This window comes from Aliinostoc sp. HNIBRCY26 (assembly GCF_050235535.1).
In the GTDB taxonomy this organism is placed as follows: Bacteria; Cyanobacteriota; Cyanobacteriia; order Cyanobacteriales; family Nostocaceae; genus Trichormus.
Genome location: NZ_CP189852.1, coordinates 4,644,159 through 4,668,301, shown reverse-complemented (window position 1 = coordinate 4,668,301; position 24,143 = coordinate 4,644,159). Strand labels below are relative to the sequence as shown.

The following is a 24,143-nucleotide window of genomic DNA, read 5'->3' as shown; positions in this document are numbered from 1 at the left end:
GCTATTTTGAATTTCCCGAAAGGGCTGACATCATGGCTAAGTTAGTGGTGCTGAAATTTAGTGACGGTGGTTTTGAACAAGGTTTTACCGTCACTTTGCAAATAGGGGAAGAACGCGATCGCCCAGCTACGGAAATTACAGGTAAACTACCACCATGTCCTGAAATCACCCTTTACTACACACGTTGGCAGGCTAGCTATCTCCAGTTAGGTAACACTTATCGCTTAGATGCCGATAAAATCCAAGTGACAAATGTTTCTGTGACTGAAGATTGTCACGAACTAGCCCATATTTTACGCGCCCGCTTTAATGCTTGGCTACAGGCGGAAGATTTTCGCTCCCTGCGGGAAAAATGGCTAGAAAAATTAATGCCTACAGACGAAATCAGAGTCATCCTGCAATCAGAAAATAGTCAATTGCAAAGACTCCCTTGGCACGTCTGGGACTTACTCGAACGCTATCCCAAAGCAGAAATTGCTCTTTCTTCACCTAGTTATGACCGGGTTTATAAACCACCCACTCCCAATTCCCAAGTAAATATTTTAGCGATCGTCGGCAATAGTCAAGGCATTGATACCCAGTCAGATCAAGCTGTTTTACAAACATTGCCCTATGCCGATGTGAGTTTTTTAGTAGAACCACAACGTAAAGAATTGACCGATTATCTGTGGGGAAAAAACTGGGATATTTTATTTTTCGCGGGACACAGTTCTAGTCAGGGGAATGGCAATATCGGCAGAATTTACCTGAATAAAACCGATAGCCTCACCATTGGGGAATTTAAGTATGCCCTCAAACAAGCAATCGAACGGGGTTTACAACTAGCAATTTTTAACTCCTGTGATGGCTTGGGTTTAGCACGGGAATTAGCTGATTTACACATCCCCCAAATTATTGTGATGCGTGAACCTGTTCCCGACCAAGTGGCGCAGGAGTTCTTAAAATATTTTCTGCAAAGTTTTGCTAATGGTAAATCTTTATACCAAGCAGTCCGACACGCACGAGAACGACTACAGGGCTTAGAAGATAGATTTCCCTGTGCCACTTGGCTTCCCGTTATCTGTCAAAATCCTGCCCAGATACCCTTAACTTGGGATGAATTAATTCAGTCCCCCACCCAGGAAATACCTTTTACTCCCATTGTTAACAAAAAACGGGGCTGGAAAAAGCTAGCTTTATCTACCTTGGCGGTGACAGCCGTAGTTTGTGGTTTGCGACTACTGGGAGGATTACAAAATTTTGAACTGCAAGCTTTTGACCACATGATGCGATCGCGTCCAGAGGAGGGGCCGGATCGGCGGTTACTAATAGTGACTATTGATGATGAAGACATAGAAAATCAGCGTCGTGATGGCCAAGTGTTGAAAGGGACTTCCATCTCTGACAAACACCTCAACCAATTACTCACAAAACTCAATCAATACCAGCCGAAAGCTATTGGTTTAGATGTCTACCGCGACTTCCCCGCAGAACAATTAAACTTAAAATCACAACTCCAACAAACTGATAATTTAATCGGGGTCTGTAAAGGCAGTGACGCTACAGTCAAGATCAAATCAACTGCACCACCACCAGAAATTCCCAAGGAAAGATTAGGTTTTAGCGACTTCATAGATGATCAAGATCGTGTGGTACGTCGCCATCTTCTATTCATGACCCAAGAAACTACTTCTCTATGTTCTACTCCCTACGCTTTTAGCACCCAACTAGCATTTCTCTATCTCTCAGCCTCTGGCATTCAACCAAAATTTACATCTGGCCCTTCCCCTTCTTTGCAATTAGGAAAAACAGTTTTGCGCCGTCTTTCATCTCGCACTGGCGGTTATCAAGGCATTGATGCCAACGGCGGTCAAATCTTACTCAACTACCGCGCTTCTAAGCAAATCGCAGAACAAGTGACACTTACACAATTGTTATCTAATCCGATTAATCCCAACGCCATCAAAGACCGGATTGTTTTGATTGGTGTCGTCACTAGGGGAGATATCGCTGACTATTGGGGTACCCCCTATGGCAGCCTGGTCAATGAACCAATGCCAGGGGTAATGGTACAAGCCCATATGGTTAGCCAAATTATCAGCGCGGTTTTAGATGGTCGTCCCCTATTGTCGGCTTTGTCGCCTTGGTTAGAAGTAATTTGGATTTGGGGTTGGGCTGTGACTGGAGGTGTATTAGCTTGGCAATGGCGTGTATTACCTAAGTTAGCCTTAGCAGTTGGTATTAGTTCCGGGATTTTATACGCTGTTTGCCTAACTCTATTGATTGCTGGTGTTTGGCTTCCCTTTGTCCCGTCAGCTATTTCATTAGTAGCGACAGTCACTGTAGTATCAATGCAAAATTCTAAGTACACTAAATAGTTTGTAGTCAGGACTTTATACCAATTCGCAATGGGCTAACGCCCCGCTCCGCTAACGCAATTTGCAATTCGCAATGGACTAACGTCCCGCTACGCTAACGCAATTAAAAAAAGAGGATTAGCAAAGCTTTCAGGGTTTACATCTGTATCAGGATTTTCGTGAAATGGTATTAGTCCTTATACTATTTCGGACTTGGAAATAATTTACTGGTGAGCTTTTTACCTTCCCGTAGGGTAGACGTTAATTTTACTAACACCAGAAACACACCGAATCCCCGCAAAGTCACTAGTATTAGTAACTTGAGTTAATTAACATAAAATCTATGAAAATACTGCTTTCATTACTTCTAGGCTACATTAGTTTTCTGGCTGGTCAAAGTTTAGTACAAGCTAAACCAGTACCCGCGAACACCACCGCCAACCAGCCCAAGAAAGTCAGCTTCAACCCACCACAACCCCCCGCAGGTGAACCTGCGCCTGGGGGTCGTGTCCGTGGAGGGGCGAGACGCGGTTTGTGTCCTTCAGTAAAACCACCACTTACAGCTTTAGCTCCTTATACAGAAGGCCCTCCCACGGTGATGAATGTCTGGGGATTAACCACAGAAGCCCATCCCACGCTGATGTTTTATGTACCTTACTCTCGACCTGCCACTTATCCTACACAATTTGTCTTGCAAGATCAGCAATCAAATACAATTTATCAAAAAGCGATCGCTCTCCCAGAAAAACCAGGAATTATCAGCATCTCTGTACCCGATAACATTACCTTGGAAGTTAACAAACGATATCGTTGGTTTTTGACTGTAGACTGTGACCCCCAAAAGGAGTCATCCCCGACTTATGTAGAGGGTGTGATGAAACGAGTCACTCTTGATGCAAAAGTTACTCAAAAATTAGCAAAAGCCAAACCTTTGCAACGTTTTGAGATATATCTTCAAAATGGTATTTGGCATGAGGCATTAAAAACCATATCGCAATTACGTCAAGAAAACCCTAAAGACCTAGTGATTGCAGAAAAATGGCAAAGTTTGCTTGCTAGTGTGCGCTTAGATGACATTGCATCCCAATCTTTACGTCCCAATCAACCTTAATTTGGGGATACAACACACGACTATATATTGATTTATAGGGTGCGTTGTCCATAGCATAACGTACCCTATAATTATGGATTAATTCACAAGATTAATGCACACTATGGTTAACCACGCGATCGCATATTATTTTTATCATCAATTATGAAAAAAATTCTCCTATTAATTACTTTTAATTTACTTTTATTTGCCTGTAGTAATAGTGATAATCACAACAAAATTAGTAATCTTCGTAGCGAATCTTCCGATAATAGTAATGCTATTCCTATAGGTGTTGCTTTTGCCCAGACTAGCAACATTGCCTTACTCGGTCAAGAAGGAATTGACGGCGTAAAAATTGCCCAGCAATATTTTAATAGTCAAGGTGGTATCAACGGCAAACCAATTAACTTGGTGTTTCAAGATGCTGGTGGTGATGAAGTCGGAGCAATTAACGCTTTCCAAAATTTAATTAATAAAGATAAGGTAGTTGGTATTGTTGGGCCTACATTATCACAACAAGCCTTTAGTGCTAATCCCATTGCTGAACGCGCTAAAGTTCCTGTGATTGGGGCTTCTAATACTGCTAAAGGAATTCCCGAAATTGGAGATTATATAGCGCGTGTATCTTCTTCTGTGGCAATAGTTGCACCTAATGCTGTACAAGCGGCTCTCAAAATAAACCCAAAAATCAAACGCGTAGCAGTCTTTTATGCTCAAAATGATGCTTTTAATAAATCAGAAACAGAAATATTTCAGAATACCGTCAAGGCGAAAGGTTTAGATTTAGTCACAGTCCAAAAATTTCAAACTACTGATACCGACTTCCAAACCCAAGCTACTAATGCTATTAACTTAAAATCAGATTTAGTAATTATTTCTGGTTTAGCTGTGGATGGTGGTAATTTAGTTAAACAATTAAGAGAGTTGGGTTATCAAGGATTAATAATTGGTGGTAATGGTTTTAATACATCACATATATTTTCTGTATGTCAGGCTTTATGTGATGGCATAATTATTGCTCAAGCTTACAGTCCTGAACATCCCAATCAAATTAATACGGCATTTCGTCAAGCTTATCTTCAACAATATAAAAAACAACCATCACAAGTGACTGCTCAAGCATTTACCGCAGTGCAGGTATATGTAGAAGCTTTGCAATCTTTAAATCAAAAGCGTCCCATTGAGCAATTAAATTTATCAGAATTAAGGACAGCATTAAACCAAGAAATACTAGCAAAAAAATATGATACTCCCCTTGGTGAAATTGCTTTTACACCGGTGGGAGATGTCATCCAAAAACAGTTTTATGTAGCTCAATTAAAGATGGATGCTAATGGTTTAAATGGTAGATTTCAATACTTAAAATAACAATTCAAAATTCAGAATTCTGTTCCCTGTTTCCTGTTCCCCATTTCCCATTCCCCACCCTATGACTTATCCATGACTCTCGGATATTGGGGACGGCAAGGACTACCCCAGCATACTTGTCCAGAGGGTATATCAGCAAAAACACTGCTACGTGCGCCAATAACAGCGTTAGCACCAATTTGCACTCCTGGCGCAACAAAACAATCTGTAGCTACCCAGACTCCATCACCAATGGTAATACTTGCGGTTTTCAAGCCAAAGGTGGGGTCTTTGATATCATGACTACCAGTGCATAAATAACTTTTTTGAGAAATGATGCAGTGTTGACCAATCTGAATCGCATCTAAGCTATACAAAACCACATCATCACCAATCCAAGTATAGTCACCAATCTCCACTTTCCAAGGATAGGTAAAGCGGGCAGTAGGACGAATAATTACACCTTGACCAATACGCGCACCAAACAAGCGTAGTAAAGCACAGCGCAAACCATTAAAAGGATGCAATGTCAGAGGAAAAGCGATCGCCTGCACTAACCACCACAGTAAAATGTACCAACTAGGCCGTCCGCGATCAAACCATGATTGGTCATATTTGCGTAAGTCTACAAAGGAGTTGTTAGTCATTAGTCATTAGTCATTAGTCATTAGTCATTAGTCATTAGTCATTAGTCAACAGTCATTAGTCAATAGTCATTACTCATTACTCAGCACTCAGCACTCAGCACTCATTACTTTTTAAATAAAATTCCTTGAATTACGGCATTTAAATAACCTATTTGTCCGTAAGTATAAACTAAATTATCAAAGCTTTGGGCTGGATCATTGACGGAGTATTGTACTGTTTTATACAATCCCCTCACAAATCTTTCCCCGCCTCGGCTAAACTGTGCGACTCCGGCTTTACCTGCTAGTTGTTCACGATAACATTCACTAATCCCTTGCCACCAGCCGCGATTGAGGAACCAAGAACGATTAATGCGTTCTGGTGCAACATTATGAGCCACTAAGGCGGCGGGAAGGTAGGCGACTTGCCAACCCTTTTTTAGAGCCAGTTCTGTCATTTGTAGTTCCTCGTTGGAGAGGAGGTTTTTACCGACTCTACCTAATTGGGGGTCAAAACCACCGATTTCTGTGAGAAATTGACGGCGGATGGAATAATTTAAACCCCTGGGTGTTAAACCTGGCTGCTCGATGTAAACTACACTATCACCCAAGTCATAAGCTCCTAAATTACCGGCTAAACCAGGAGATAGCCATTTTGGTGGTTCTATATTGGGAGGCCAAAGTAGAGTGACTTTCCCGCCAGCGATCGCTAATTGATGATTATTTTGATAAGCATCATATAATATCCGTAGCCAACCAGAACTAGCTACAGCATCATCATCTAAATAGGCTATAATTTCGGACTTTGCCGTTTTTGCCCCAGTATTGCGCGCAACAGATAAACCAAGAATCGGTTCAAAAATATACTTTAATCTGGGGTCATTTGCCCTTTGTTCCGTAACTTCACGGGTGCGATCGCTTGACCCATTATCCACCACTATGACCTCAAATTCCCCAGGGAAATCCTGTCCCAAAAGGCTATCAATCGCCGCACCGAGATAATTATCTCGATTGTGAGTACAGATAATTGCAGAGATTTGCATAATTAGTTGTTAGTCATTAGTCATTAGTCATGAGAATTTAAACTTGCTGAATGTGGCTGTGTAATACTATTAAGGTTTCTGCTAGTTGGCTGAGGCGGGTTTCTAGGTATTGCTTGCGGCCTAGCAGTTGGCGTAGTTTTTGATAACGTGCGATCGCCATGCTCACCTCTGCTAGTTGATTGGGTGGACAAGGACGTGACCAAACTTTACCTGACGCATCGACACCACAAAGCCGATAACCCGTTTTGAGGGCGGGATGGGGTATTTTAGTCCCATCGGGAGCGCAAATTTCTTCCACGTAGTCCATGAGACGTTCCACTTCGCCGTGACGGAGTGTAGCTTTTCCGCCATGTTCTGTTTCCCAAGGATTGGATTCTAACCAACCGTTAACAATCGGCCCTTCTAAGTATAAATCTTGAATTTGCTGCACAATGCTGTGTAGCTCTTTTTGCCAACCTGCTACGTGTGCTTGAATTTCTTGCAGGATATTCGCTGCTAATGCTGGGTTAGCAACATGGCGATGGTTACTGAAACTTTGGGTTTTGAATTTAGGTAGGCTGGGTGCATTAACCCCATCTTCTTGCGTGGGGAAAGTTTGTACAGAACTGTGATGAGGAAATAAATTTTCGTTAGTAGTATTTGGGTGGGAGAATTCTGTATTTGTTTCTTCTATGGTTTCTTGTGTTTGGGATTCTGTACTTTCCTTAGCTCCTACACTAATTCTAAAAGATACAGGACGCTTGATATTTTCACTCGTTTCCGTAACAGTATTGTCACGACTTCCTAAATCATGTAAAGTTGCTTCAATGCGTTTTATACCTGCTTTCATCAGATTCCCCTCACATCTACTGTCTAGTTTTTAAGATTTAGAAATGGGTCGTAAAGATTCCTATCTTTCGCCCATTGTGGCATAAAGTCAAAAATGAGTCTTGAGTGCTGAGTATTCTTAATGGTAGTTATTCAAAAAATATTCGTTGTTTCAGGACAAGAGAGACAAGGGAGACAAGGGAGATAAGGGAGATAAAAGGTATGCTGAATCTCGCTTTCTTAATTTTGAATTTTGAATTGTTATCAGCACTGTTTCGCTGATGCAGGATTCACAAAGTCATGTAAATCTGCATCCCAGACGCTAATGTAAATTAAATCGCAGTTCTGGCGAATGATTTGACCTTTGACTGCACCGACTGAAAAACTAAAGTCATCTCTCTGGCGTTGTTGAACTTTTTCTAATCCTTGCTGAATTTTGGCTGTAGTTTGACCATTCAGCATTCCGTTGAGAGTATTTTGCATCACTTGAGGATCTACTGATTGGGCAAAAGCTACTTCAGTTTGCCTGAGTTCTCCGGTGTCGCGGTCAAATAAATAACCTAAATCAACTTGATTGGGTATTAAATTGTACACAACAGCACGGGTTCTACCCCAAGCACCTCTTAAATCTCTATTGGGTTTTCCGAGTTTGGCTTCTACGGTGTTTCTGGCTGTTCCTGTGGGGAAGGCGGGGATGCTTTGTCTAGTAGTATTTTGCTTTCTTCTTTTGGGTGGTGGACTTGGGGGTAATGATTCTGTGGGTTGTGGTTCTACAACAGGATTATTATTCTCGATAGTGGGTGTTGGTATGGCTGTAACTTCGGGTGCAGGCGGAGTGTTAACTATCGTAGGAGGGATTTCGGCTTTGGGTGTAATTGGAGCAGGAATGAATGGCGCAGGGGTAGACTGGGGAATTTCTGGAGGTGGAGAGGAAGTTTCAGGGATAGGAGGGGTAGAAACTACAGTATCGGGACTGGGAGACGATAGTGAGGGTATGGGATCACTAGAAATGGTGTCCGTTGGAGATGGACGAGTTAGTGTAGATAGTGCTACGCCACTAAGTAAACCACCTATAATCAAACCGCCTAATATCCAAACAGGCTGTTGTTTTTTGGGGGAAGGGATGGGTTTGACTATGGGTATAGCTTGAGTTTGTTGAGTTGCTGGAGGAGTCTGAATAACGGACGGCACAGGTACATTATCCACAGCAGATAAAGCATAGAGCATTTTACTAGCAGTGGTGAAGCGATCGCTTGCCTGTGGTTTAATCGCCTGATTTAACACCGTCGTCAAATCAGGGGAAATCTGCGGCGCGTATTGTTGCCAAAGAATCTCACCTGTTTGGGGATTTGTGGGCAATTCTTCGGGACTTTTGCCTGTCAATAAATAAATCGCCGTTAAACCTAAACTGTAGATATCAGTAGCGTAAACTGGTCTACCCACCGCCTGTTCACTAGGCATATATCCTGGTGTACCTATGACCATCGAACGTGTAGGATGAGAACCCGCTACAGAACGAATTGTTTCTTTAACTGCACCAAAATCAATTAAAAATGGTTTTTGGTCAACTGCACGCAAAATAATATTATCTGGCTTAATGTCTCGATGGATAATCCCTCGGCTATGCACGTAGTTTAAAACTGCTAGCAGACTCAAGACAATGGCTCGGACAATAGTTTCACTCTGACATCCTTTGGTTTCCAGCAAATTCCTGAGAGTTTGACCATGAATCCATTCTTGGACTAGGTAAAACTGGCCATTCTCTAAAAAATAAGCATAGAGTTTAGGTATTTGGTCACTGTGTTCACCTAAATATTCTAAAGTCGCCGCTTCCCTCTCAAATCGCTGTTGCGTTATTTGGTAGGCTTGAGGATCGTTAGTGATGGGTTTGAGTTGCTTAATTACACAACGACGACGAGAAGGCATATGAGTATCTTCTGCCAAAAAGGTTTCCCCAAACCCACCAGCACCGAGTACCTGAATAACTTGATAGCGATTGTTCAGCAGAATGGATGTCACTTCAATTCGCTCCGAATTCAAAATAGCCTACGGGAAGGCTTGTATCTACAAAAATTCCAAATAAATAACAATAACCTCTTAAATCTGTTTATGTGCTTCTGTCCTTTGCGTTTTTACTCATGCAGGTTAAATGTATTAGCTATTTTTCAATGTACATCACATACTCTGACGAATGAACAACGGATTTAGATTCTGTTTAGTTATAAGTTCTGAGAATTTCAAAACGTTACACCCTGATCACCCACACTCTAAATTAAATCCGTTTTTCTGGACAGAGTGTAAAGAATAACATCGGTAATACAGGGTAAATAGTTAAATGTTTGTAGTCAGGACTTTATTCCTGACTACAGACCTCATCCTAATTTTGAGAACAAATACGCTTGAATAACATCTAGAAAAACATAAATTTTTTCTTAAGATAAATCCTATATTAAGTAGTTAGTAAAATTGCCAGTAAATACTAAAAATATGTTGTCAGGTATAGCCTTGGCTTTCACATACTAATCTTTAAAAATAATTGCATTGTTCGGAAAATTAGCAACAACAGTATTAAATAGACTTATGTCTATAGTTAAATTACTTGTTAAAACAGGACATATATTTTTTGTGGGATGCTGAAATCACTATCAGAACGACTTCCCACCCATTATTTCGCCACAACATCATGAGGGGGAAATCATGACGATCGCCACTAAACCAAACATTAATCAGCGATTGATTGAAGAGTCAAAAATTGTCACTGGAATTGACTATCATGTAGTACATAAAATTCCCGGTAGAATTAGATTTCGCATCCCTCTTTTAACCCATGATCCTGATTACACTCAAACTCTCAGGGAGTTATTAAAATCTGATAGTCGGGTTTTGGAATTTCGCATTAATATTTGGGCGAGTTCTATTGCAATTTACTATCAATTAGCTGATAGCAAACATGATTTATTGCCCAATTACTTAATAGATTTGCTACAAGAAGCCCAAATTCGCAAAACTCACAAGCCACAAATTCCCAGTCCCACAGTAGCAGCCAGTGATGAGGCTGGGGTGAAGTTACCAGCTTTGGCTACAGTTTTAGCTTTACTGGGGTTAGGGTTTCCCATTCCCAGGGCAATAATTGGCACAACTGTAGCACTGGCGGCTTTACCAATTGCCAAACGTGCTTATACCAGCATTACCCAAAGCCGAAAATTAAATATAGATTGTCTGGATTTGCTGGCGATCGCCTTAACTTCTGCCCAAGGAAATCTTCTCACCCCAGCTTTGGTGATGACACTCCACGAAATTGGTGATTTGATTCGCGATCGCACCGCCAGAGTTACCGAACATCACGCCGCCGATTTACTCGATTCTCTGGGACATTACGCTTGGGTGATCCAACCAGACGGAGAAAGAAAACATATCCTCGCCACCCAAGTCGAGCCACAAGACACTGTAATCGTTTATCCCGGCGAACAAATCCCCGTCGATGGGCAAATCTTGCGTGGTCAAGCGTTAATTGACCAGCAAAAATTGACAGGGGAATCAATGCCTGTTTTGCGTCAAGTAGGGCAGACTGTTTACGCTTCTACCTTGGTACGAGAAGGAGAAATTTACATCCAAACGGAACGGGTAGGCAGTGCCACCCGTGCAGGTGCCAGTATAGAATTAGTCCAACAAGCTCCCGTACATGATACCCGCATGGGTAACTATGCAGCTGCGATCGCCGACAAAGCTGTACTACCAGCCTTAATTTTTGCTGGACTAGTATTAGCTGCTACTCGTAGCCCATCCAGGGCAGCATCTATCCTCACCTTAGATTTTGTCACGGGAATTCGCGTTTCCCTCCCTACAAGCTTCCTAGCCGCCTTACACCACGCCACCAGACACGGTGTACTTATCCGTAGTGGTCGCACCTTAGAAAAATTAGCACAGGTGGACACATTAGTTTTTGATAAAACCGGCACTCTCACCAAGGGTGATATTGAAGTCATGGAAGTGGAAACCGTCAATGGCAGAATGTCTAGCTACAGACTCTTAAGCCTAGCCGCCGCCGCCGAACAACGCCTGACTCACCCAGTCGCCCAAGCCGTAGTCCGCTATGCTGAAAAACAGGGGATTGAGATTCTCCCCCGCCAAGCATTTACCTATGAAATTGGTTTAGGAGTCCGTGCTGAAATTGACGGAGAACAAGTGATAGTAGGTAGCGATCGCTTTTTGCGTCAGTGTGGCGTGGTTCTTGATTGTCTCTATGAACCCCATCGTTGCAACCATGCAGATTGTCCCCATCACCTCAATTGCCGTATTTCCGCCCATGATTCCTTGCTGTATATCAGCGTCAATCAGGAATTTCAAGGTGTGATTTATTACACAGACCCCCTGCGCCCAGAAAGTGCCAGCATCATCGAGAAATTACAAACAGAATACGGCATGGAAATACATCTATTGACAGGGGATAATCACCAACGGGCTGTAGCTGTAGCAGAAGAACTAAATTTACCCCTGTCCCAAGTCCACGCGGAAGCCTTTCCCGAACAAAAAGCCGAAATCATCCAAAAATTACATAATTCCGGTAAAACCGTCGCCTTTACTGGTGACGGCTTAAATGATTCCATCGCCCTCGCCTATGCAGATGTATCCATTTCCTTTGGTGGTGGTTCCGAAGTAGCCAGAGAAACAGCCGATATCGTCCTGATGGATGATAACCTCAGCAGCTTTTTAGAAGCAATCGCGATCGCCCATCAAACCCAAGCCATCATTAAACAAAACATCAGCCTAGCCGTAGTTCCTAACCTAGCCGCTTTAGGACTAGCCACCACCGTAGGACTACATCCCCTAGCCGCCACCGTCGTTCACAACGGTTCCGCGATCGCCGCCGGCTTAAATGGGTTGCGTCCCCTGATGCACCGAGATCCGCCGAGGTAGGAGGCAGGGGGCAGGGTGCAGGGGGGCAGGGTGCAGGGGGGCAGGGGAGGCAGGGGAGGCAGGGGGGCAGGGGAAGAAAACTTCCCAATCCCCAGTCCCCAGTCCCCAGTCCCCAGTCCCCAATCCCCAATCCCCAATCTCATTGCTGAATAATTGCTTTCGCCCACTCCATCGCCTCTTGCTGAGTAGAAATCTTCCCTTCAGCTTGTGCCACAGCTATTTCCTTCAGCAGTTCTCCTACTAGTGGCGATGCGGGAATATTTAGTGCTATCATTAGATTTTTACCACTTACTAGCTGAGTGGGATGAGCGACCAGATCATCAGGGTTAAGGTAGCGGCTGATCAATGGTGCGTATACCTGGAATGGATGAGTGCCAGACATCGGCTCTACCAGATTATCGTCCACTAAGGCTAACAAAATTGTAGCCGTAAATACAATTCCTGCTTCTTGGAAGAGAAAATACTGTTCTCGCACGGAATCAGCAAATTTTAGCTGAGGGAACAATTTCAAGGCAGTGGTGACAGCGCGAACTTCCGCGCGGCTATAGGTAAGTTCCTGTAGTTCTAATTCGGCTGCGGTTGGTTGTTGATGAACAAGACAGGCGAGTTTAGCAATACCCAGCCATGTAGTTTTGACGGTATCACGCACATAATTTTGCAGTTTTACACCTAGTTGTGGCCAATGTTCTGCTAATTTATTCGCCACAGTATCAACGGCTGCGAGTTTAGTAAAGCTGTGGTGATTTGCATTTTTAAACAACGGTGCAAGTAACCCGTCTTCGCCAGCTTTGGTTATCCAAGGTGTTCCTTGGGGACTAGCTAACAAATAACCAATTTCTACGCGGACTCGTTCGGCGGCAACTTGGGATATGTGCGATGCTAAATTTCGGATAGTATTCTGGGTATTGGTTTCAATCGTAAAGCCTAGTTGAGACGCTTGACGATAAGCACGCAACAGGCGCAGAGGGTCGTCTCTTAAATTGCGGGGTGATATCATCCGCATTAGACCCGACTTAATGTCATCACAGCCGCCTAAAGGGTCAATGATAGATTGGCTATGGGGATTATAGGCGATCGCATTTACAGTAAAATCTCTTCTGTGTAAGTCAGTCTCTAAACTTTCGCCTTCCTGTTGGGCAAAATCAGCCGTTGCATTGGGAAACACCACCCGCGCAATTTGCCGTTCTGAGTCTAGTAACACAAACCCAGCTTGATAACGACGAGCGATCGCTCTAGCTACCTTAACCGCATCCGATGGAATAATAAAGTCAAGATCCCAATACTCCCGACTCCTCCCCAAAAGCGCATCCCGCACTGCACCACCCACCATGTAAGCTGGTTGTGGCAAGCATTCTAGACTAAAAGGCCAATTTTCAGGAGCTAGACGCAAAACTACATCAGAAGACATTGTAATAAAAATCAACCCAACAGCTGGTGAATAAAGGTTGGGCTTAAGTTAGATTAACAATAATCAAGGCCTTCTGGAGTTGGTTCTATCATGTGTATTTGCGTAAACTGCCACTATGTAGATCGCTGTGTGACCTATCACGCCGTCGAAACGCAGCACCAACAGCCCCATTTAACAGAAAATCCCACTTTTGATCCCAACGAACCATCTATTAACGTTAACATCCGTACCCAAGAAGATGTGATTGAAATGGAATGGGATGTAGTGGGTTGTCTCAGCTTTAAGCAAGAAACAGGTAAATGGTCGAAATTACGTCCAGGCGAATTAGTCCCAACTTGATGCAAAAATTAACACTTGATCATGCAAAAATCGGAAAAGTACATTAACTTACTTTTCCGATTAAAACATAATATTTATCAGCTACACCTAATGTGAATTAGGAAAACCTTTTATATCCAAAAAATAGCCCGTGCTTGCAGCTAATGAGACTCGGTAGGGGCGGGTTCATCAAATATCATTAACAATTAACGGTGATCTCGGTAAAACCGCCCTTGCAAAGTTTAATTCACATTAGCCGTAAGCTACCAATTAATACCATTTTCCATAACCATAGCCATAATCATAACCATACCCTCCTGAATACCCACTTCTAGGAAAAGAATTGTAGGAGTATTGGGAATAGGAATTAGTGTAATAACCAAATCCCCAGAAGCCGCTATAACCACTGCCTATGATAAATTCTATTGTCTGATGAGTTAATTCATTGAGAAAACTTTCAGCGTCTTGAAATAAATCACGACCAATAGAATAAATTTCATCAATTGTGATATTAGCCATTTAATTTGCTCCTAAATTAATGTTTGACAACAAAATTATTTAGACATAATTGAATGTGGAGATTAATTACATTAATATCTGGCAATGGCTGAATAAAAATGTATATAAATTGTAGGCGCGAATCAATCCGCTAAACATAAATTTGTGTGGACATTTTTAGACTTTAAAAATATTTGATTGTTGAACAGATACGTAGGGGAGGCAAATTGCAGTGTGGATTTTCCTCCTGCAATATTGCCGTTGTATCAGCAGCGAGAGTACAGCACCTACTGCCAAGGCCTACTCACTTGCTGTTTCTACAGGCGTGGTAGATTCTGGGATGGGATTCGTGGATGAACCAAAGGCAACCCGTAAAAAAGGTGGAGCCAGGAAAGTTGTCAAAATTACCATGATAATAATTGACACTTCCAGGGGCTTATCTAAAATGCCACTAGCTGAACCGATGCCGGCAAACACCAGACCCACCTCACCCCGTGGGATCATCCCAACCCCGATCGCCACTCGATTGATGCCGGGTTGTCCAAACACTGCCCAACCTGTGATCAGCTTGCCGATAATCGCCACTGCGATCAAAAACGTTGCAATCAATAGTCCTGCCCGATTCTCCGGTACCGCCGGGTTTAAAACACCGAGGTCGGCACGCGCTCCCACCGTCACAAAAAAGACAGGTACTAGTAAATCGGCGATCGGTTTGATTAATTCATCTAACTCATTCCGGGCATCGGTTTCATCGAGTACCAAACCTGCTGCAAAAGCACCCAAAATCGCTTCGAGGTGAATGGCGTTCCCTAAAAATGCCATAAAGAAAGCGAAGATAAATGCTGGAATGACGATATTTCCACGGGTTTTAAGCTGCTCAACAATCGCCACAAAACTTTTGTTAAAGACACCCCCCAACAAAATTGATCCAATCAAGAATGCCGTAGCACTGACAATCAAGTAAATAACATTGGCAACATCAATCTCACCGGTTTTGGCTAAACTGGCGACTACAGCCAAGACAATAATGCCGAGGACATCATCAATCACCGCCGCGCCAACAATGATTTGCCCTTCTTTGGATTTGAGTTGACCCAACTCTGACAAAACTTTAGAGGTAATGCCGATACTCGTTGCAGTCAACGCCGCCCCCGCAAAAATCGCGGGAATCGCTGCTACATGAAAGAGCAACATCAACCCTGCCGTACCTGCCGCAAAAGGTGCCGCCACTCCAACACAGGCGACAACCGTGGCTTGAATTCCCACTTCCTTCAGTTGCCGTAGATCGGACTCTAGACCAATTTCAAACAGCAGAATAATCACGCCGATTTCAGCGAGAACCGAAATCACTTCACTTTGCGACTCAAAGATTCGGGTCAGCGCGTCCGGTGCTAATTGATTCAATCCTTGCAACGCTTTCATAATCACCGAGTCAGAGGCAGACAGCCCCCCTTCAGGAAAGATTACCAGGTGCAACGCCGAAACACCGACAATCACACCGGCGACTAGTTCACCCAGGACGGGTGGAAAATCCAAGCGTCTAGCGACCTCTGCGCCGAACTTGCTGGCCAGATAAATCACCACTAGCGTCAGCAATACCCCAGACAGAATAATGGGTGAATCCTCAGCAACAACGGTCGCCAGGAATGGTATCGGAGCCATGAGAGCGGACATCCCCCCACTGAAAGGAGGCAGAATGTTGGACAAAATCATGAGTTTAAAGCAATGAAGGTTAAGGGTTTGAGGAAGTTATAAAACTGCGTGGGGAATGACTTCTGCGCCAGGGTCAACATCCTGCGGACAGGAAACACTGTCACTCAAAAGCCGAGGTCATGACCTCGGCTTTTAGGGTTTGCTTTGTCTTGATGCAACAGCCGTCCGACCCTGAGAAACTCGCACTAATGGCTCGCTTGTTCCTTCCGTGGCGCGTCGTCTCGACTCAACAGCCGTCTGGCCCACAGAAATGTCTCCCGTACAGTACCTCTGCTTCACAGATATAGATAATGCCGGCATAATCGGTGAAAAACGTGATTGCGACCTGATCCGCAATCTTCTCTGCCATCTCCCTGGTTTCGGTGAGTACCTCGAATTTTACATTGGAATCAGTGTCGGAAGTGTTGGGTTTACCCGTAGAGCGCACGTTGCGACTGCCTTTACCACCAGTATCCACCACCGTATAACCAGTTGCCCCGGCTTCATCAATGATCTTGGCGACCTTTTTCAGCAGAACCTTTTCCGTAACGATGACGAGCTTGTTGGCACGCTTGCCCATGTTGCTTACCTCCTGAAATTATGTACGTTGATCTACTTGGTCTGTCGGGTCAAGGGATGACAGACCGCGATCTGTCTGGTGTTAGCCGCCGAGTGCCTGAGCGAGTCCGAGGAAGAACGGTATACATAAACCGATCGCAACTGGCGTACCGATGGCTGTGGACGCGCCTATATAGGCGGAGGGATTGGCTGATGGGATACCTGCTCGCAAGGTGGGAGGGCCTGAGATGTCGGAACTAGAGGCAGCGATCACAGCCAGAACCACGACACCGCCCATGCTGAATCCTGCGACTTGGTGGGCAATCATACCAAGACCGAAGGCGATTAGCCCATGTACAAACGGTGCCAACACACTATACACAACATACCACTGAGCTACCTTACGCAGTTCGCCAACCCTTGACCAAGCTTCCATACCCATGACCAGCATCAAGATCGAAAGCAAGCCGCGAAAGGCGGGATCATAGAAGCTTTTATAAACACTTTCCGGTTGTGTGAACAGTCCTAGAGCAAGGCCTAACAACATTGCCGATAGAGCAGGCCCCCGGAGGCTTTCCTCGATGATCGGCCATATCTTGACGCGATTATCCTCATCCCCCTTCTGCTGGCTGAGATACTCCTGCCGACTGCTGGGATAATCTTTTTTATCGGGATAATCGCCTGCTGCAACGGGCTGCTCAATAGAGTAGGCTGCTTCTTTACGCTTCTTCTTGTTGATGTAAATGTTAGCCACAACAATCGCAGTTACGAGCGCGGGGATATCCATGAAGGGGTAAAGTGCGCCAGCCCATGCCTCGTATGCCATCTTTTGTTCGTCCAGTACTGTCAGGGCGGCAGCCATTGTAGAACCACTCACGGCTCCAAACAACCCCCCAGTCGCGATCGCATCAACAACTTTGACCTTCGGCAGCTTGGCTAAGGTATAGCGGGCGATGAATACAATCGTAATCCCTGTGATTACAGCAAAGATCATGGGAAAGACCATAGCCGCTAAGTTGGAATTGCGGATCGCAATTCCACCAGTCAGACCGATTTTGGTGAGCAGCATGAAGACGATGATCGAACAAATCGCCTCTGGAATAACCAATTCGCTACCAAGGGCAGCAATGATCATGCCACCAATCAAAAAGGCGAGTGTTGGGGACTGCAATTGCTTAATAAAGTCCGTGACAAATAAGGACAAAAAATCCACGAATGCCTCCTTCTCCTCAGATGACGAGTATTGCAATAAATGAACTAAATAAACCGGAGGTTATTAAACCGGATGAGGTTGGTGATTGCCATCATTGAGATCAATGAACGGTATATCAAACGAACTAGAACCGAGCCTTTTCATATAAAGGATGGGTTATAGATAAAAGTCGGCTGGATAATGGAATCTAACATCTGCGATCGCGCACTCAAAAAAGTCTCGACAACAGATTGCCGAGGGACTTCAAACTTTGAAAAACTAAATCGTAATAGTTAAATCATTTTGATATTCTTAACCTTACGCCATTTTGGGTAGTAATATTTACTGAGTGATCAAAGAAAAAGTTTTTGTATGTATAGAGATTATTCTATGGTTTCTAGATCACTGACACCGCGCAGCCAGCGATCAGGTCGGGGGCAGCAGCCCAATGTGCTTTGAACGATAAAAAAATCCCTCTATCTTAAATGTAGAGGGACTCTTATAGATTAAAAAATCGTAGTTAGCACAGATCGGCAGAAATAACTTCTCAGGTTAACAAAGATGAGAAAATTCCTGCCTAATTAATTACCATTTTTCTGCTTGGTCGAGGACGTAAGCTGCTACATCTTCAATTTGAGCATCGTTTAAACGACCTTTAAAAGCAGGCATGGCATTTTTACCATTTGTAACTTGAGTGATAATAGCCTCTGCCGAGTACATACCGTACTCTTTCAAGGCATCTATCTTCAGGTTTTTGTTAGCTTGCACTAAATTTTTACCACCTGCATGACAAGCCGCACAGTTAGCATTAAAGATTTTTGCTCCATTTACAGCATCACCAGCAGCCAAGGCGGAATTACTGAAGGCAAAAGTGAAGATTGCAATGCCTACCAGTAGAATTGAAAAGATTTTCTTCATTTTGTGTTCTCTCTGCAACAAAGGCTCATTTAGCCCAATATCTTCCTTTACAATTGTCAGGGGACTAAATTCCTTGAGTCAAACGACAGGCTGTCAAACTTCATGATTCTTTAGCTGCTAACTGGCCAATTGCCTCTTCTGTCACCCTACAAATACGCCAGTCATCTAAAATTGACGCGCCCATACTGCGATAAAATGCCTGCGCTGACTCATTCCAGTCGAGAACAGTCCACTCTAACCGCCCACATTCCCTTTCAACGGCAATTTGAGCCAATTTAATGAGGAGTGCTTTACCGATACCTTGCCGTCGATACTCCGGTAAAACAAATAAATCTTCGAGATAAATCCCAGGTTTGGTGAGAAAGGTTGAGTAATTATGGAAAAATAAGGCAAAACCCACGGCTTTACCTGAGTATTCTGCCAATAGAGCCTCTATATATCTTTTTGAGCCAAATAAATGCTCATGTAAAGCCAAAGCGTTGCCGGTGACAGCATGAGAGAGTTTTTCATACTCTGCCAACCCCTGAATTAACTCAAATAGAGCTTTGCTATCATCAGGTTCAGCACAACGCACGATTAAATTGTTAGTCATTAGTTATTAGTCATTAGTCATTAGTCCATAGTCATTAGTCCATAGTTAACTGTCAACAGTCAATAGTTTTTCTCCTCTGCACCCTGCACCCTGCCCTCAAACCAACCACCCTTTGAGTCGTTTCGCTATATGGGGACGGCGTAGTTTTCGCATGGCTTTACTTTGAATTTGTCTGACTCGTTCACGGGAGAGATTAAACATATTACCCACTTCTTCTAGGGTGCAGGGTTCGCTGGTTGTCAAGCCATAGCGCAGCGAAATTACGTCTTTTTCCCGTGGGGTGAGGACATCGCCTAAAACTTCCCAAATTTCCTGACGCATCATGTTTTCGTTCATTTTGGCTTCAGGAGATAGGTTATCTTCATCTTCTAATAAGTCCATCAGTTCGGTATCTTCTTCTTTACCGACACGGTGGTTGAGAGATAGGGCTTGTCTTCTGAGTTGTTGCAGTTGGCGCAGTTGCTGCACACTAACTTCTAAAGCTTCCGCCATTTCTGCTTCTGAGGGGTTGCGGCGGAGTTTTTGCTTGAGTTCTCTTTGGGCTTTTTTGAGTTTGTTAAGTTTTTCGACAATGTGAATGGGTAGGCGGATGGTTCTGGCATCATTGGCGATCGCCCTGGTAATTGCCTGTCTAATCCACCAATAAGCGTAGGTAGAAAACTTATATCCTTTATCGGGATCAAATTTTTCTGTGGCGCGGTTTAAACCCATCGCCCCTTCCTGAATTAAATCTAGAAAAGGAACTCCGCGATTTAAATATCTTTTGGCAATTGACACTACTAATCTCAAGTTAGAGCGAATCATTTTGCGTTTGGCTACTCTACCTTGATATAAGCGATGTTCTAGTTGCTTTTCTGTGACTTCTAAGCGGGCTGCAATTTGAGCTTTAGTTGGTTGCTGTCCAAGTTCTGCTTGCAAAGCCTCTTGTAAATCTTTGACATCTTCTAAAAATCTGACGCGTTTTGCTAACTCTACCTCTTCATCAGGTTTGAGTAGTGGATAACGTGCCATTTCCTTAAAAAAGGCCCCAACAGCATCATCATGTTCGGTTTTGTTATACCCAGAAGGACGAGCCGCAGCCATTTGATCCCCATCACGTTCATCTGTTTCTAAATGATCTACATGGGGGGCTTCTTCTTCGATCACTATTTCTAAACTGTCGAAAGATTCTTCTTCATGTTCAAGTATTTCCATCGTTCCCAATTCAGCAATATTCATATTTTCCTGGATGGATTGTTGCTTGGTTTGGTACATAATTTAATGGCATCTGTTCGCTACTAATAATTGACAGTTTCCCTAAGCAAGAATGCACCTGTTCAATTGGTTTTAATTAACTTATAGAAGTTGAAATTGATTTTTGCTTGACAATTATTACTTGCCAATAACTTAAACTTCTCTACAATATTCGTTTTGGCACCCAAATTTTATTTTTCCAGTCACAACAGATATTATGTTTATTGTTTGGCTAATTCTTAAATCTGTCAAATCCTTTCTATTTTTTTCATACTCAACACGTCGATCAAATACAGTGGCATCTCCCAGAATCTAAAACCAGACAGGTGGTTTTGTAAATTTTTGAGTTAATTGGTTGAGATTTGTGAAAGAAATTTGTCTATTTATCGGACTGGAGTGATCAAGTGTTTATAAAAATTATTAATGTTAATAATCAGGCAATTTACTATTCCAAAAAAAATGTTTGTATAAAAGCATCTCATATACAGAAAGGATTGAATATCTATCAAGAGAGTGAAAAAGCCTATACCCTATTTAGTAAATGGATAACCGCTTTTAAAAAACTTCAGGAAGATAGTTTGATTGGTGATGGTAGACTCAAATATTTATTGCACGTATGGGTGAAATCAATTTGTCTAGTGGATTACATAAGAGGAAACTTATCAAGTATTATAAGTGATAAAAGTATTGTGAAATACAATTTACTTCCACAGGAGGAAAAATTTTAAATTTAGAGATTTTGGCAGATTTTGCCAACTAAGTTTAGCCGACGCAGCATATTTATCTTGAGAATTGAGTTGCTATGTATATTACTAACGTGAAATCACAGAATCTAGTGGTTAATGAGGATACAGAAATTTATAAATCATCGACAAATGGGAATCGCTACGTGGAAGTTTTGGTAGACTTTCCAGGCAATTCAGGACTATTTACTTACCGTTTACCTCCACAATTAGAAATACAACCAGGAGACATATTAAGTGTACCTTTTGGCGCACAGCAAGTAGGAGGAATAGCTGTGCGGCTGTTGAGTCAGCCCAGCATTGACTTACCACCAGAGAAAATTCGAGAAGTAGAAGATGTAGTTAGTTCTGGCTTTTTTAGTAGTGCTTATTGGGAATTGTTAAATAGAGTTGCATCATATTACTATACGCCTCTCATACAAGTGATACGAGTAGCTTTACCACCAGGATTATTAGGGCGATCGCAACGTCGTATCCGGTTAATCATGACACAAAAAGAGTTATCAACAGTAACTACTTTTTTAAGTCCGACAGCACAGCAAATTCTGCATCTTTTGCAAAATCAAACAGCAGGGGACTATAGTTTCGCGTATTTACAACAAAAAGTCAAATCTGCCTATCGGGGAGTGCGGGAGTTATTGCGAATGGGCTTGGTAGAAAGTTACTTAGAACCACCCCGCACCACCAAACCAAAAAGACAAAAAGCAGTCATATTAATAGATGCCATAGAGAGAGATTTGACCACACGCCAAAGAGAAATTATAGAAGTATTACGCAGGCGCGGTGGAGAATTATGGCAAAGTGAATTACTGCAAATAACTAACGCCAGTGCTTCTATTCTCAAGACACTAGAGCAGAAAGGTTACATAGCCATAGAAGAACGAGAAATATTACGAACAGAACAAGGTCAAGCCATAGGTTTAGACCAACCAAAATTATTAAATACAGCCCAAGCTCATGCCTTAGAAACTATTCAAAAGTTAGATGGATTTCATCAAATATTGTTGCATGGCATTACGGGTTCAGGAAAAACAGAAGTATATTTACAAGCGATCGCTCCCATCATTACCCAAGGAAAATCAGCCTTAGTTTTAGTCCCAGAAATTGGACTCACACCCCAACTCACAGATAGATTTCGCGCCCGCTTCGGCAATAAAATCAGCGTCTATCACAGCGCACTATCCGAGGGCGAACGTTACGACACCTGGCGACAAATGCTCACAGGCGATCCCCAAATCATCATCGGCACACGCAGTGCCATCTTCGCCCCCTTACCCAACATAGGGTTAATCATCCTCGACGAAGAACACGACTCCAGCTTTAAACAAGACACCCCCATTCCCACCTACCACGCCCGCACCGTCGCCCAGTGGCGCGCCGAGTTAGAAAACTGTCCCCTACTTCTGGGTTCCGCGACACCCTCTTTGGAGAGTTGGGTGAATGTAGGAAAGGAGGTAGAGGGCAGGGGGCAGGGGGCAGGGGAAGCAGGGGGAGCAGGGGAGGCAGGGGAGGCAGGGGGAGAGTTTTTCCCCAGTCCCCAGTCCCCAGTCCCCAGTCCCCAGTCCCCAGTCCCCACTCACTACCTCTCCCTCCCCGAACGCATTAATTCCCGCCCCTTACCACCGATAGAAATTGTGGATATGCGGCAAGAACTGCAAGACGGGAATCGGTCTATATTTAGTAGGTCACTGCAACAGGCTTTAATACAACTACAAGAGAAAAAACAACAGGGAATTTTATTTATCCATCGTCGGGGACATAGCACCTTTGTCTCTTGTCGTAGCTGTGGCTATGTTTTGGAATGTCCCCACTGTGATGTTTCCTTGTCTTATCATCAAACCGAAGTCGGCGCGCCCCAATTACTGCGCTGTCATTATTGTAATTATGTGCGATCGCATCCCCAAAACTGCCCTGAATGTATGTCCCCTTACCTCAAATTTTTTGGTAGCGGGACTCAGCGCGTCGCCCAAGAATTAAGCCGACAGTTCCCAGAATTAACTTACATCCGTTTTGATAGCGATACCACCCGCAATAAAGGGGCGCATCGTACTTTACTGACTAAATTTGCCAATGGCGAAGCAAATCTATTAGTAGGTACACAAATGCTTACCAAAGGGTTAGACTTACCCCAAGTCACACTCGTGGGAGTAGTGGCGGCTGACGGCTTACTGCATTTGTCAGATTATCGCGCCAATGAACGCGCCTTTCAAACCCTCACCCAAGTAGCCGGACGTGCAGGCAGAGGTGATGATCCTGGTAGAGTCATTATGCAAACTTATACCCCAGAACATCCTGTTATCGAAGCAGTGAGAAATCATGATTATCACTCCTTCGTACAGACTGAATTAGAACAAAGACAAGCCCTCAATTATCCGCCTACTGGCAGGTTAATTTTATTACGCTTGAGTAGCCTTGATCCCATCCAAGTACAAAATACAGCCCAAATTATTGCTACAGCTTTAAGTACCAATGAGGAATTTGAAATATTAGGGCCAGCACCAGCTAGTGTGATGCGAGTTGCCAACCGTTACCGATGGCAGATATTACTGAAATTTGACTCAGAAACCCTGCCACAATTACCAGACTGGGATGCAGTGCGATCGCTCTGTTGTGATAGTGTCAGCTTGACGATAGATGTAGATCCCTTAAATATTATGTAGTTGGGAATTGGGCAATTCAATTTTGGATTGGATTTCAATCTAAAATCCCAAATCTAAAATTTAATTGTTCTTGATGCAAACTTTACACATCAGGTAGAAAATTATCAAGACAGCAAACCGTAAATACAGCTAAATGAACTAGTACCAAATGACATCAATAGA

19 protein-coding genes are annotated in these 24,143 nt (G+C 43.3%); 7 read left to right on the top strand and 12 right to left on the bottom strand.

All coding sequences use genetic code 11. The features are described 5' to 3' along the window. Positions 1-32: 32 nt before the first annotated feature. The 3 genes from ACQFX9_RS19765 (at position 33) to ACQFX9_RS19755 (ending at position 4,797) form a co-directional block, all read left to right on the top strand. Positions 33-2,357: a CHASE2 domain-containing protein gene (locus tag ACQFX9_RS19765; RefSeq protein ID WP_427157889.1), complete on the top strand. Its 2,325-nt coding sequence runs from the start codon at positions 33-35 to the stop codon at positions 2,355-2,357. A gap of 322 nt (positions 2,358-2,679) precedes the next feature. Next, on the top strand, positions 2,680-3,447 hold the full coding sequence (locus ACQFX9_RS19760) for a DUF928 domain-containing protein (RefSeq protein ID WP_427157887.1): 768 nt from the start codon (positions 2,680-2,682) through the stop codon (positions 3,445-3,447). Between the two features lie 144 nt (positions 3,448-3,591). Continuing rightward, the gene (locus ACQFX9_RS19755) at positions 3,592-4,797 is read left to right on the top strand and encodes an ABC transporter substrate-binding protein (RefSeq protein WP_427157886.1); all 1,206 of its coding nucleotides are present in this window, start codon (positions 3,592-3,594) and stop codon (positions 4,795-4,797) included. Positions 4,798-4,856: 59 nt separating this feature from the next. On the opposite strand, the gene hpsU is transcribed toward ACQFX9_RS19755, so the two are convergent. The 4 genes from hpsU to ACQFX9_RS19735 form a co-directional block, all read right to left on the bottom strand. Further along, complete coding sequence (gene hpsU, locus ACQFX9_RS19750) at positions 4,857-5,423, bottom strand: hormogonium polysaccharide biosynthesis acetyltransferase HpsU (protein WP_427157885.1); 567 nt, start codon at positions 5,421-5,423, stop codon at positions 4,857-4,859. 104 nt (positions 5,424-5,527) lie between these two features. Further along, positions 5,528-6,445: a glycosyltransferase gene (locus ACQFX9_RS19745; RefSeq protein ID WP_427157884.1), complete on the bottom strand. Its 918-nt coding sequence runs from the start codon at positions 6,443-6,445 to the stop codon at positions 5,528-5,530. 37 nt (positions 6,446-6,482) lie between these two features. After that, entirely contained in the window at positions 6,483-7,274 is a 792-nt protein-coding gene (locus tag ACQFX9_RS19740) for a hypothetical protein (RefSeq protein ID WP_427157882.1), read from the bottom strand. A 242-nt stretch (positions 7,275-7,516) separates the two neighbouring features. Beyond that, positions 7,517-9,271 (bottom strand): protein kinase domain-containing protein, encoded by a 1,755-nt coding sequence (locus ACQFX9_RS19735; RefSeq protein ID WP_427157881.1) that lies wholly within the window; start codon positions 9,269-9,271, stop codon positions 7,517-7,519. Between the two features lie 678 nt (positions 9,272-9,949). Here ACQFX9_RS19735 and ACQFX9_RS19730 point away from each other — a divergent pair. After that, positions 9,950-12,169 carry a heavy metal translocating P-type ATPase gene (locus ACQFX9_RS19730; RefSeq protein WP_427157879.1) on the top strand — a complete coding sequence of 740 codons (2,220 nt, stop codon included), beginning with the start codon at positions 9,950-9,952 and terminating at the stop codon, positions 12,167-12,169. Between the two features lie 139 nt (positions 12,170-12,308). Here ACQFX9_RS19730 and ACQFX9_RS19725 read toward each other — a convergent pair whose 3' ends face one another. Continuing rightward, positions 12,309-13,577, bottom strand: coding sequence for a CCA tRNA nucleotidyltransferase (locus ACQFX9_RS19725; protein ID WP_427157877.1), 1,269 nt, complete (start codon positions 13,575-13,577; stop codon positions 12,309-12,311). A gap of 90 nt (positions 13,578-13,667) precedes the next feature. Here ACQFX9_RS19725 and ACQFX9_RS19720 point away from each other — a divergent pair, with 90 nt between their 5' ends. Then, entirely contained in the window at positions 13,668-13,916 is a 249-nt protein-coding gene (locus ACQFX9_RS19720) for a Ycf34 family protein (RefSeq protein WP_236141052.1), read from the top strand. A 249-nt stretch (positions 13,917-14,165) separates the two neighbouring features. On the opposite strand, the gene ACQFX9_RS19715 is transcribed toward ACQFX9_RS19720, so the two are convergent. The 7 genes from ACQFX9_RS19715 to ACQFX9_RS19685 form a co-directional block, all read right to left on the bottom strand. Continuing rightward, a complete protein-coding gene (locus tag ACQFX9_RS19715) occupies positions 14,166-14,414 on the bottom strand; it encodes a hypothetical protein (RefSeq protein ID WP_427157876.1) in 249 nt (82 codons plus the stop codon). A 279-nt stretch (positions 14,415-14,693) separates the two neighbouring features. Beyond that, positions 14,694-16,055 carry a cation:proton antiporter gene (locus ACQFX9_RS19710; RefSeq protein ID WP_427157875.1) on the bottom strand — a complete coding sequence of 454 codons (1,362 nt, stop codon included), beginning with the start codon at positions 16,053-16,055 and terminating at the stop codon, positions 14,694-14,696. Positions 16,056-16,332: 277 nt separating this feature from the next. After that, positions 16,333-16,665: a P-II family nitrogen regulator gene (locus tag ACQFX9_RS19705; protein ID WP_427157874.1), complete on the bottom strand. Its 333-nt coding sequence runs from the start codon at positions 16,663-16,665 to the stop codon at positions 16,333-16,335. An 81-nt stretch (positions 16,666-16,746) separates the two neighbouring features. Further along, complete coding sequence (locus ACQFX9_RS19700) at positions 16,747-17,856, bottom strand: sodium-dependent bicarbonate transport family permease (protein WP_427157872.1); 1,110 nt, start codon at positions 17,854-17,856, stop codon at positions 16,747-16,749. 564 nt (positions 17,857-18,420) lie between these two features. Continuing rightward, on the bottom strand, positions 18,421-18,753 hold the full coding sequence (gene petJ / locus ACQFX9_RS19695) for a cytochrome c6 PetJ (RefSeq protein ID WP_427157871.1): 333 nt from the start codon (positions 18,751-18,753) through the stop codon (positions 18,421-18,423). A 100-nt stretch (positions 18,754-18,853) separates the two neighbouring features. Then, positions 18,854-19,345 carry an N-acetyltransferase family protein gene (locus ACQFX9_RS19690; protein ID WP_427157869.1) on the bottom strand — a complete coding sequence of 164 codons (492 nt, stop codon included), beginning with the start codon at positions 19,343-19,345 and terminating at the stop codon, positions 18,854-18,856. Between the two features lie 96 nt (positions 19,346-19,441). Further along, the gene (locus ACQFX9_RS19685) at positions 19,442-20,599 is read right to left on the bottom strand and encodes an RpoD/SigA family RNA polymerase sigma factor (RefSeq protein ID WP_427157868.1); all 1,158 of its coding nucleotides are present in this window, start codon (positions 20,597-20,599) and stop codon (positions 19,442-19,444) included. Positions 20,600-20,982: 383 nt separating this feature from the next. Between ACQFX9_RS19685 and ACQFX9_RS19680 the strand changes: the two genes are divergently transcribed. Together ACQFX9_RS19680 and priA are read left to right on the top strand one after the other, a co-directional pair. Further along, the gene (locus ACQFX9_RS19680; protein WP_427157867.1) at positions 20,983-21,306 is read left to right on the top strand and encodes a hypothetical protein; all 324 of its coding nucleotides are present in this window, start codon (positions 20,983-20,985) and stop codon (positions 21,304-21,306) included. Between the two features lie 74 nt (positions 21,307-21,380). Further along, the gene (gene priA / locus ACQFX9_RS19675; protein ID WP_427157866.1) at positions 21,381-23,981 is read left to right on the top strand and encodes a primosomal protein N'; all 2,601 of its coding nucleotides are present in this window, start codon (positions 21,381-21,383) and stop codon (positions 23,979-23,981) included. Positions 23,982-24,143: the final 162 nt, after the last annotated feature.

Excerpts from the sequence above, each read along its gene's own strand:
- ACQFX9_RS19765 (WP_427157889.1), top strand. The coding sequence starts at position 33 with ATGGCTAAGTTAGTGGTGCTGAAATTTAGTGACGGTGGTTTTGAACAA.
- ACQFX9_RS19760 (WP_427157887.1), top strand. The coding sequence starts at position 2,680 with ATGAAAATACTGCTTTCATTACTTCTAGGCTACATTAGTTTTCTGGCT.
- ACQFX9_RS19755 (WP_427157886.1), top strand. The coding sequence starts at position 3,592 with ATGAAAAAAATTCTCCTATTAATTACTTTTAATTTACTTTTATTTGCC.
- hpsU (WP_427157885.1), bottom strand. The coding sequence starts at position 5,423 with ATGACTAACAACTCCTTTGTAGACTTACGCAAATATGACCAATCATGG.
- ACQFX9_RS19745 (WP_427157884.1), bottom strand. The coding sequence starts at position 6,445 with ATGCAAATCTCTGCAATTATCTGTACTCACAATCGAGATAATTATCTC.
- ACQFX9_RS19740 (WP_427157882.1), bottom strand. The coding sequence starts at position 7,274 with ATGAAAGCAGGTATAAAACGCATTGAAGCAACTTTACATGATTTAGGA.
- ACQFX9_RS19730 (WP_427157879.1), top strand. The coding sequence starts at position 9,950 with ATGACGATCGCCACTAAACCAAACATTAATCAGCGATTGATTGAAGAG.
- ACQFX9_RS19725 (WP_427157877.1), bottom strand. The coding sequence starts at position 13,577 with ATGTCTTCTGATGTAGTTTTGCGTCTAGCTCCTGAAAATTGGCCTTTT.
- ACQFX9_RS19720 (WP_236141052.1), top strand. The coding sequence starts at position 13,668 with ATGTGTATTTGCGTAAACTGCCACTATGTAGATCGCTGTGTGACCTAT.
- ACQFX9_RS19715 (WP_427157876.1), bottom strand. The coding sequence starts at position 14,414 with ATGGCTAATATCACAATTGATGAAATTTATTCTATTGGTCGTGATTTA.
- ACQFX9_RS19710 (WP_427157875.1), bottom strand. The coding sequence starts at position 16,055 with ATGGCTCCGATACCATTCCTGGCGACCGTTGTTGCTGAGGATTCACCC.
- ACQFX9_RS19705 (WP_427157874.1), bottom strand. The coding sequence starts at position 16,665 with ATGGGCAAGCGTGCCAACAAGCTCGTCATCGTTACGGAAAAGGTTCTG.
- petJ (WP_427157871.1), bottom strand. The coding sequence starts at position 18,753 with ATGAAGAAAATCTTTTCAATTCTACTGGTAGGCATTGCAATCTTCACT.
- ACQFX9_RS19690 (WP_427157869.1), bottom strand. The coding sequence starts at position 19,345 with ATGACTAACAATTTAATCGTGCGTTGTGCTGAACCTGATGATAGCAAA.
- ACQFX9_RS19685 (WP_427157868.1), bottom strand. The coding sequence starts at position 20,599 with ATGTACCAAACCAAGCAACAATCCATCCAGGAAAATATGAATATTGCT.
- priA (WP_427157866.1), top strand. The coding sequence starts at position 21,381 with ATGTATATTACTAACGTGAAATCACAGAATCTAGTGGTTAATGAGGAT.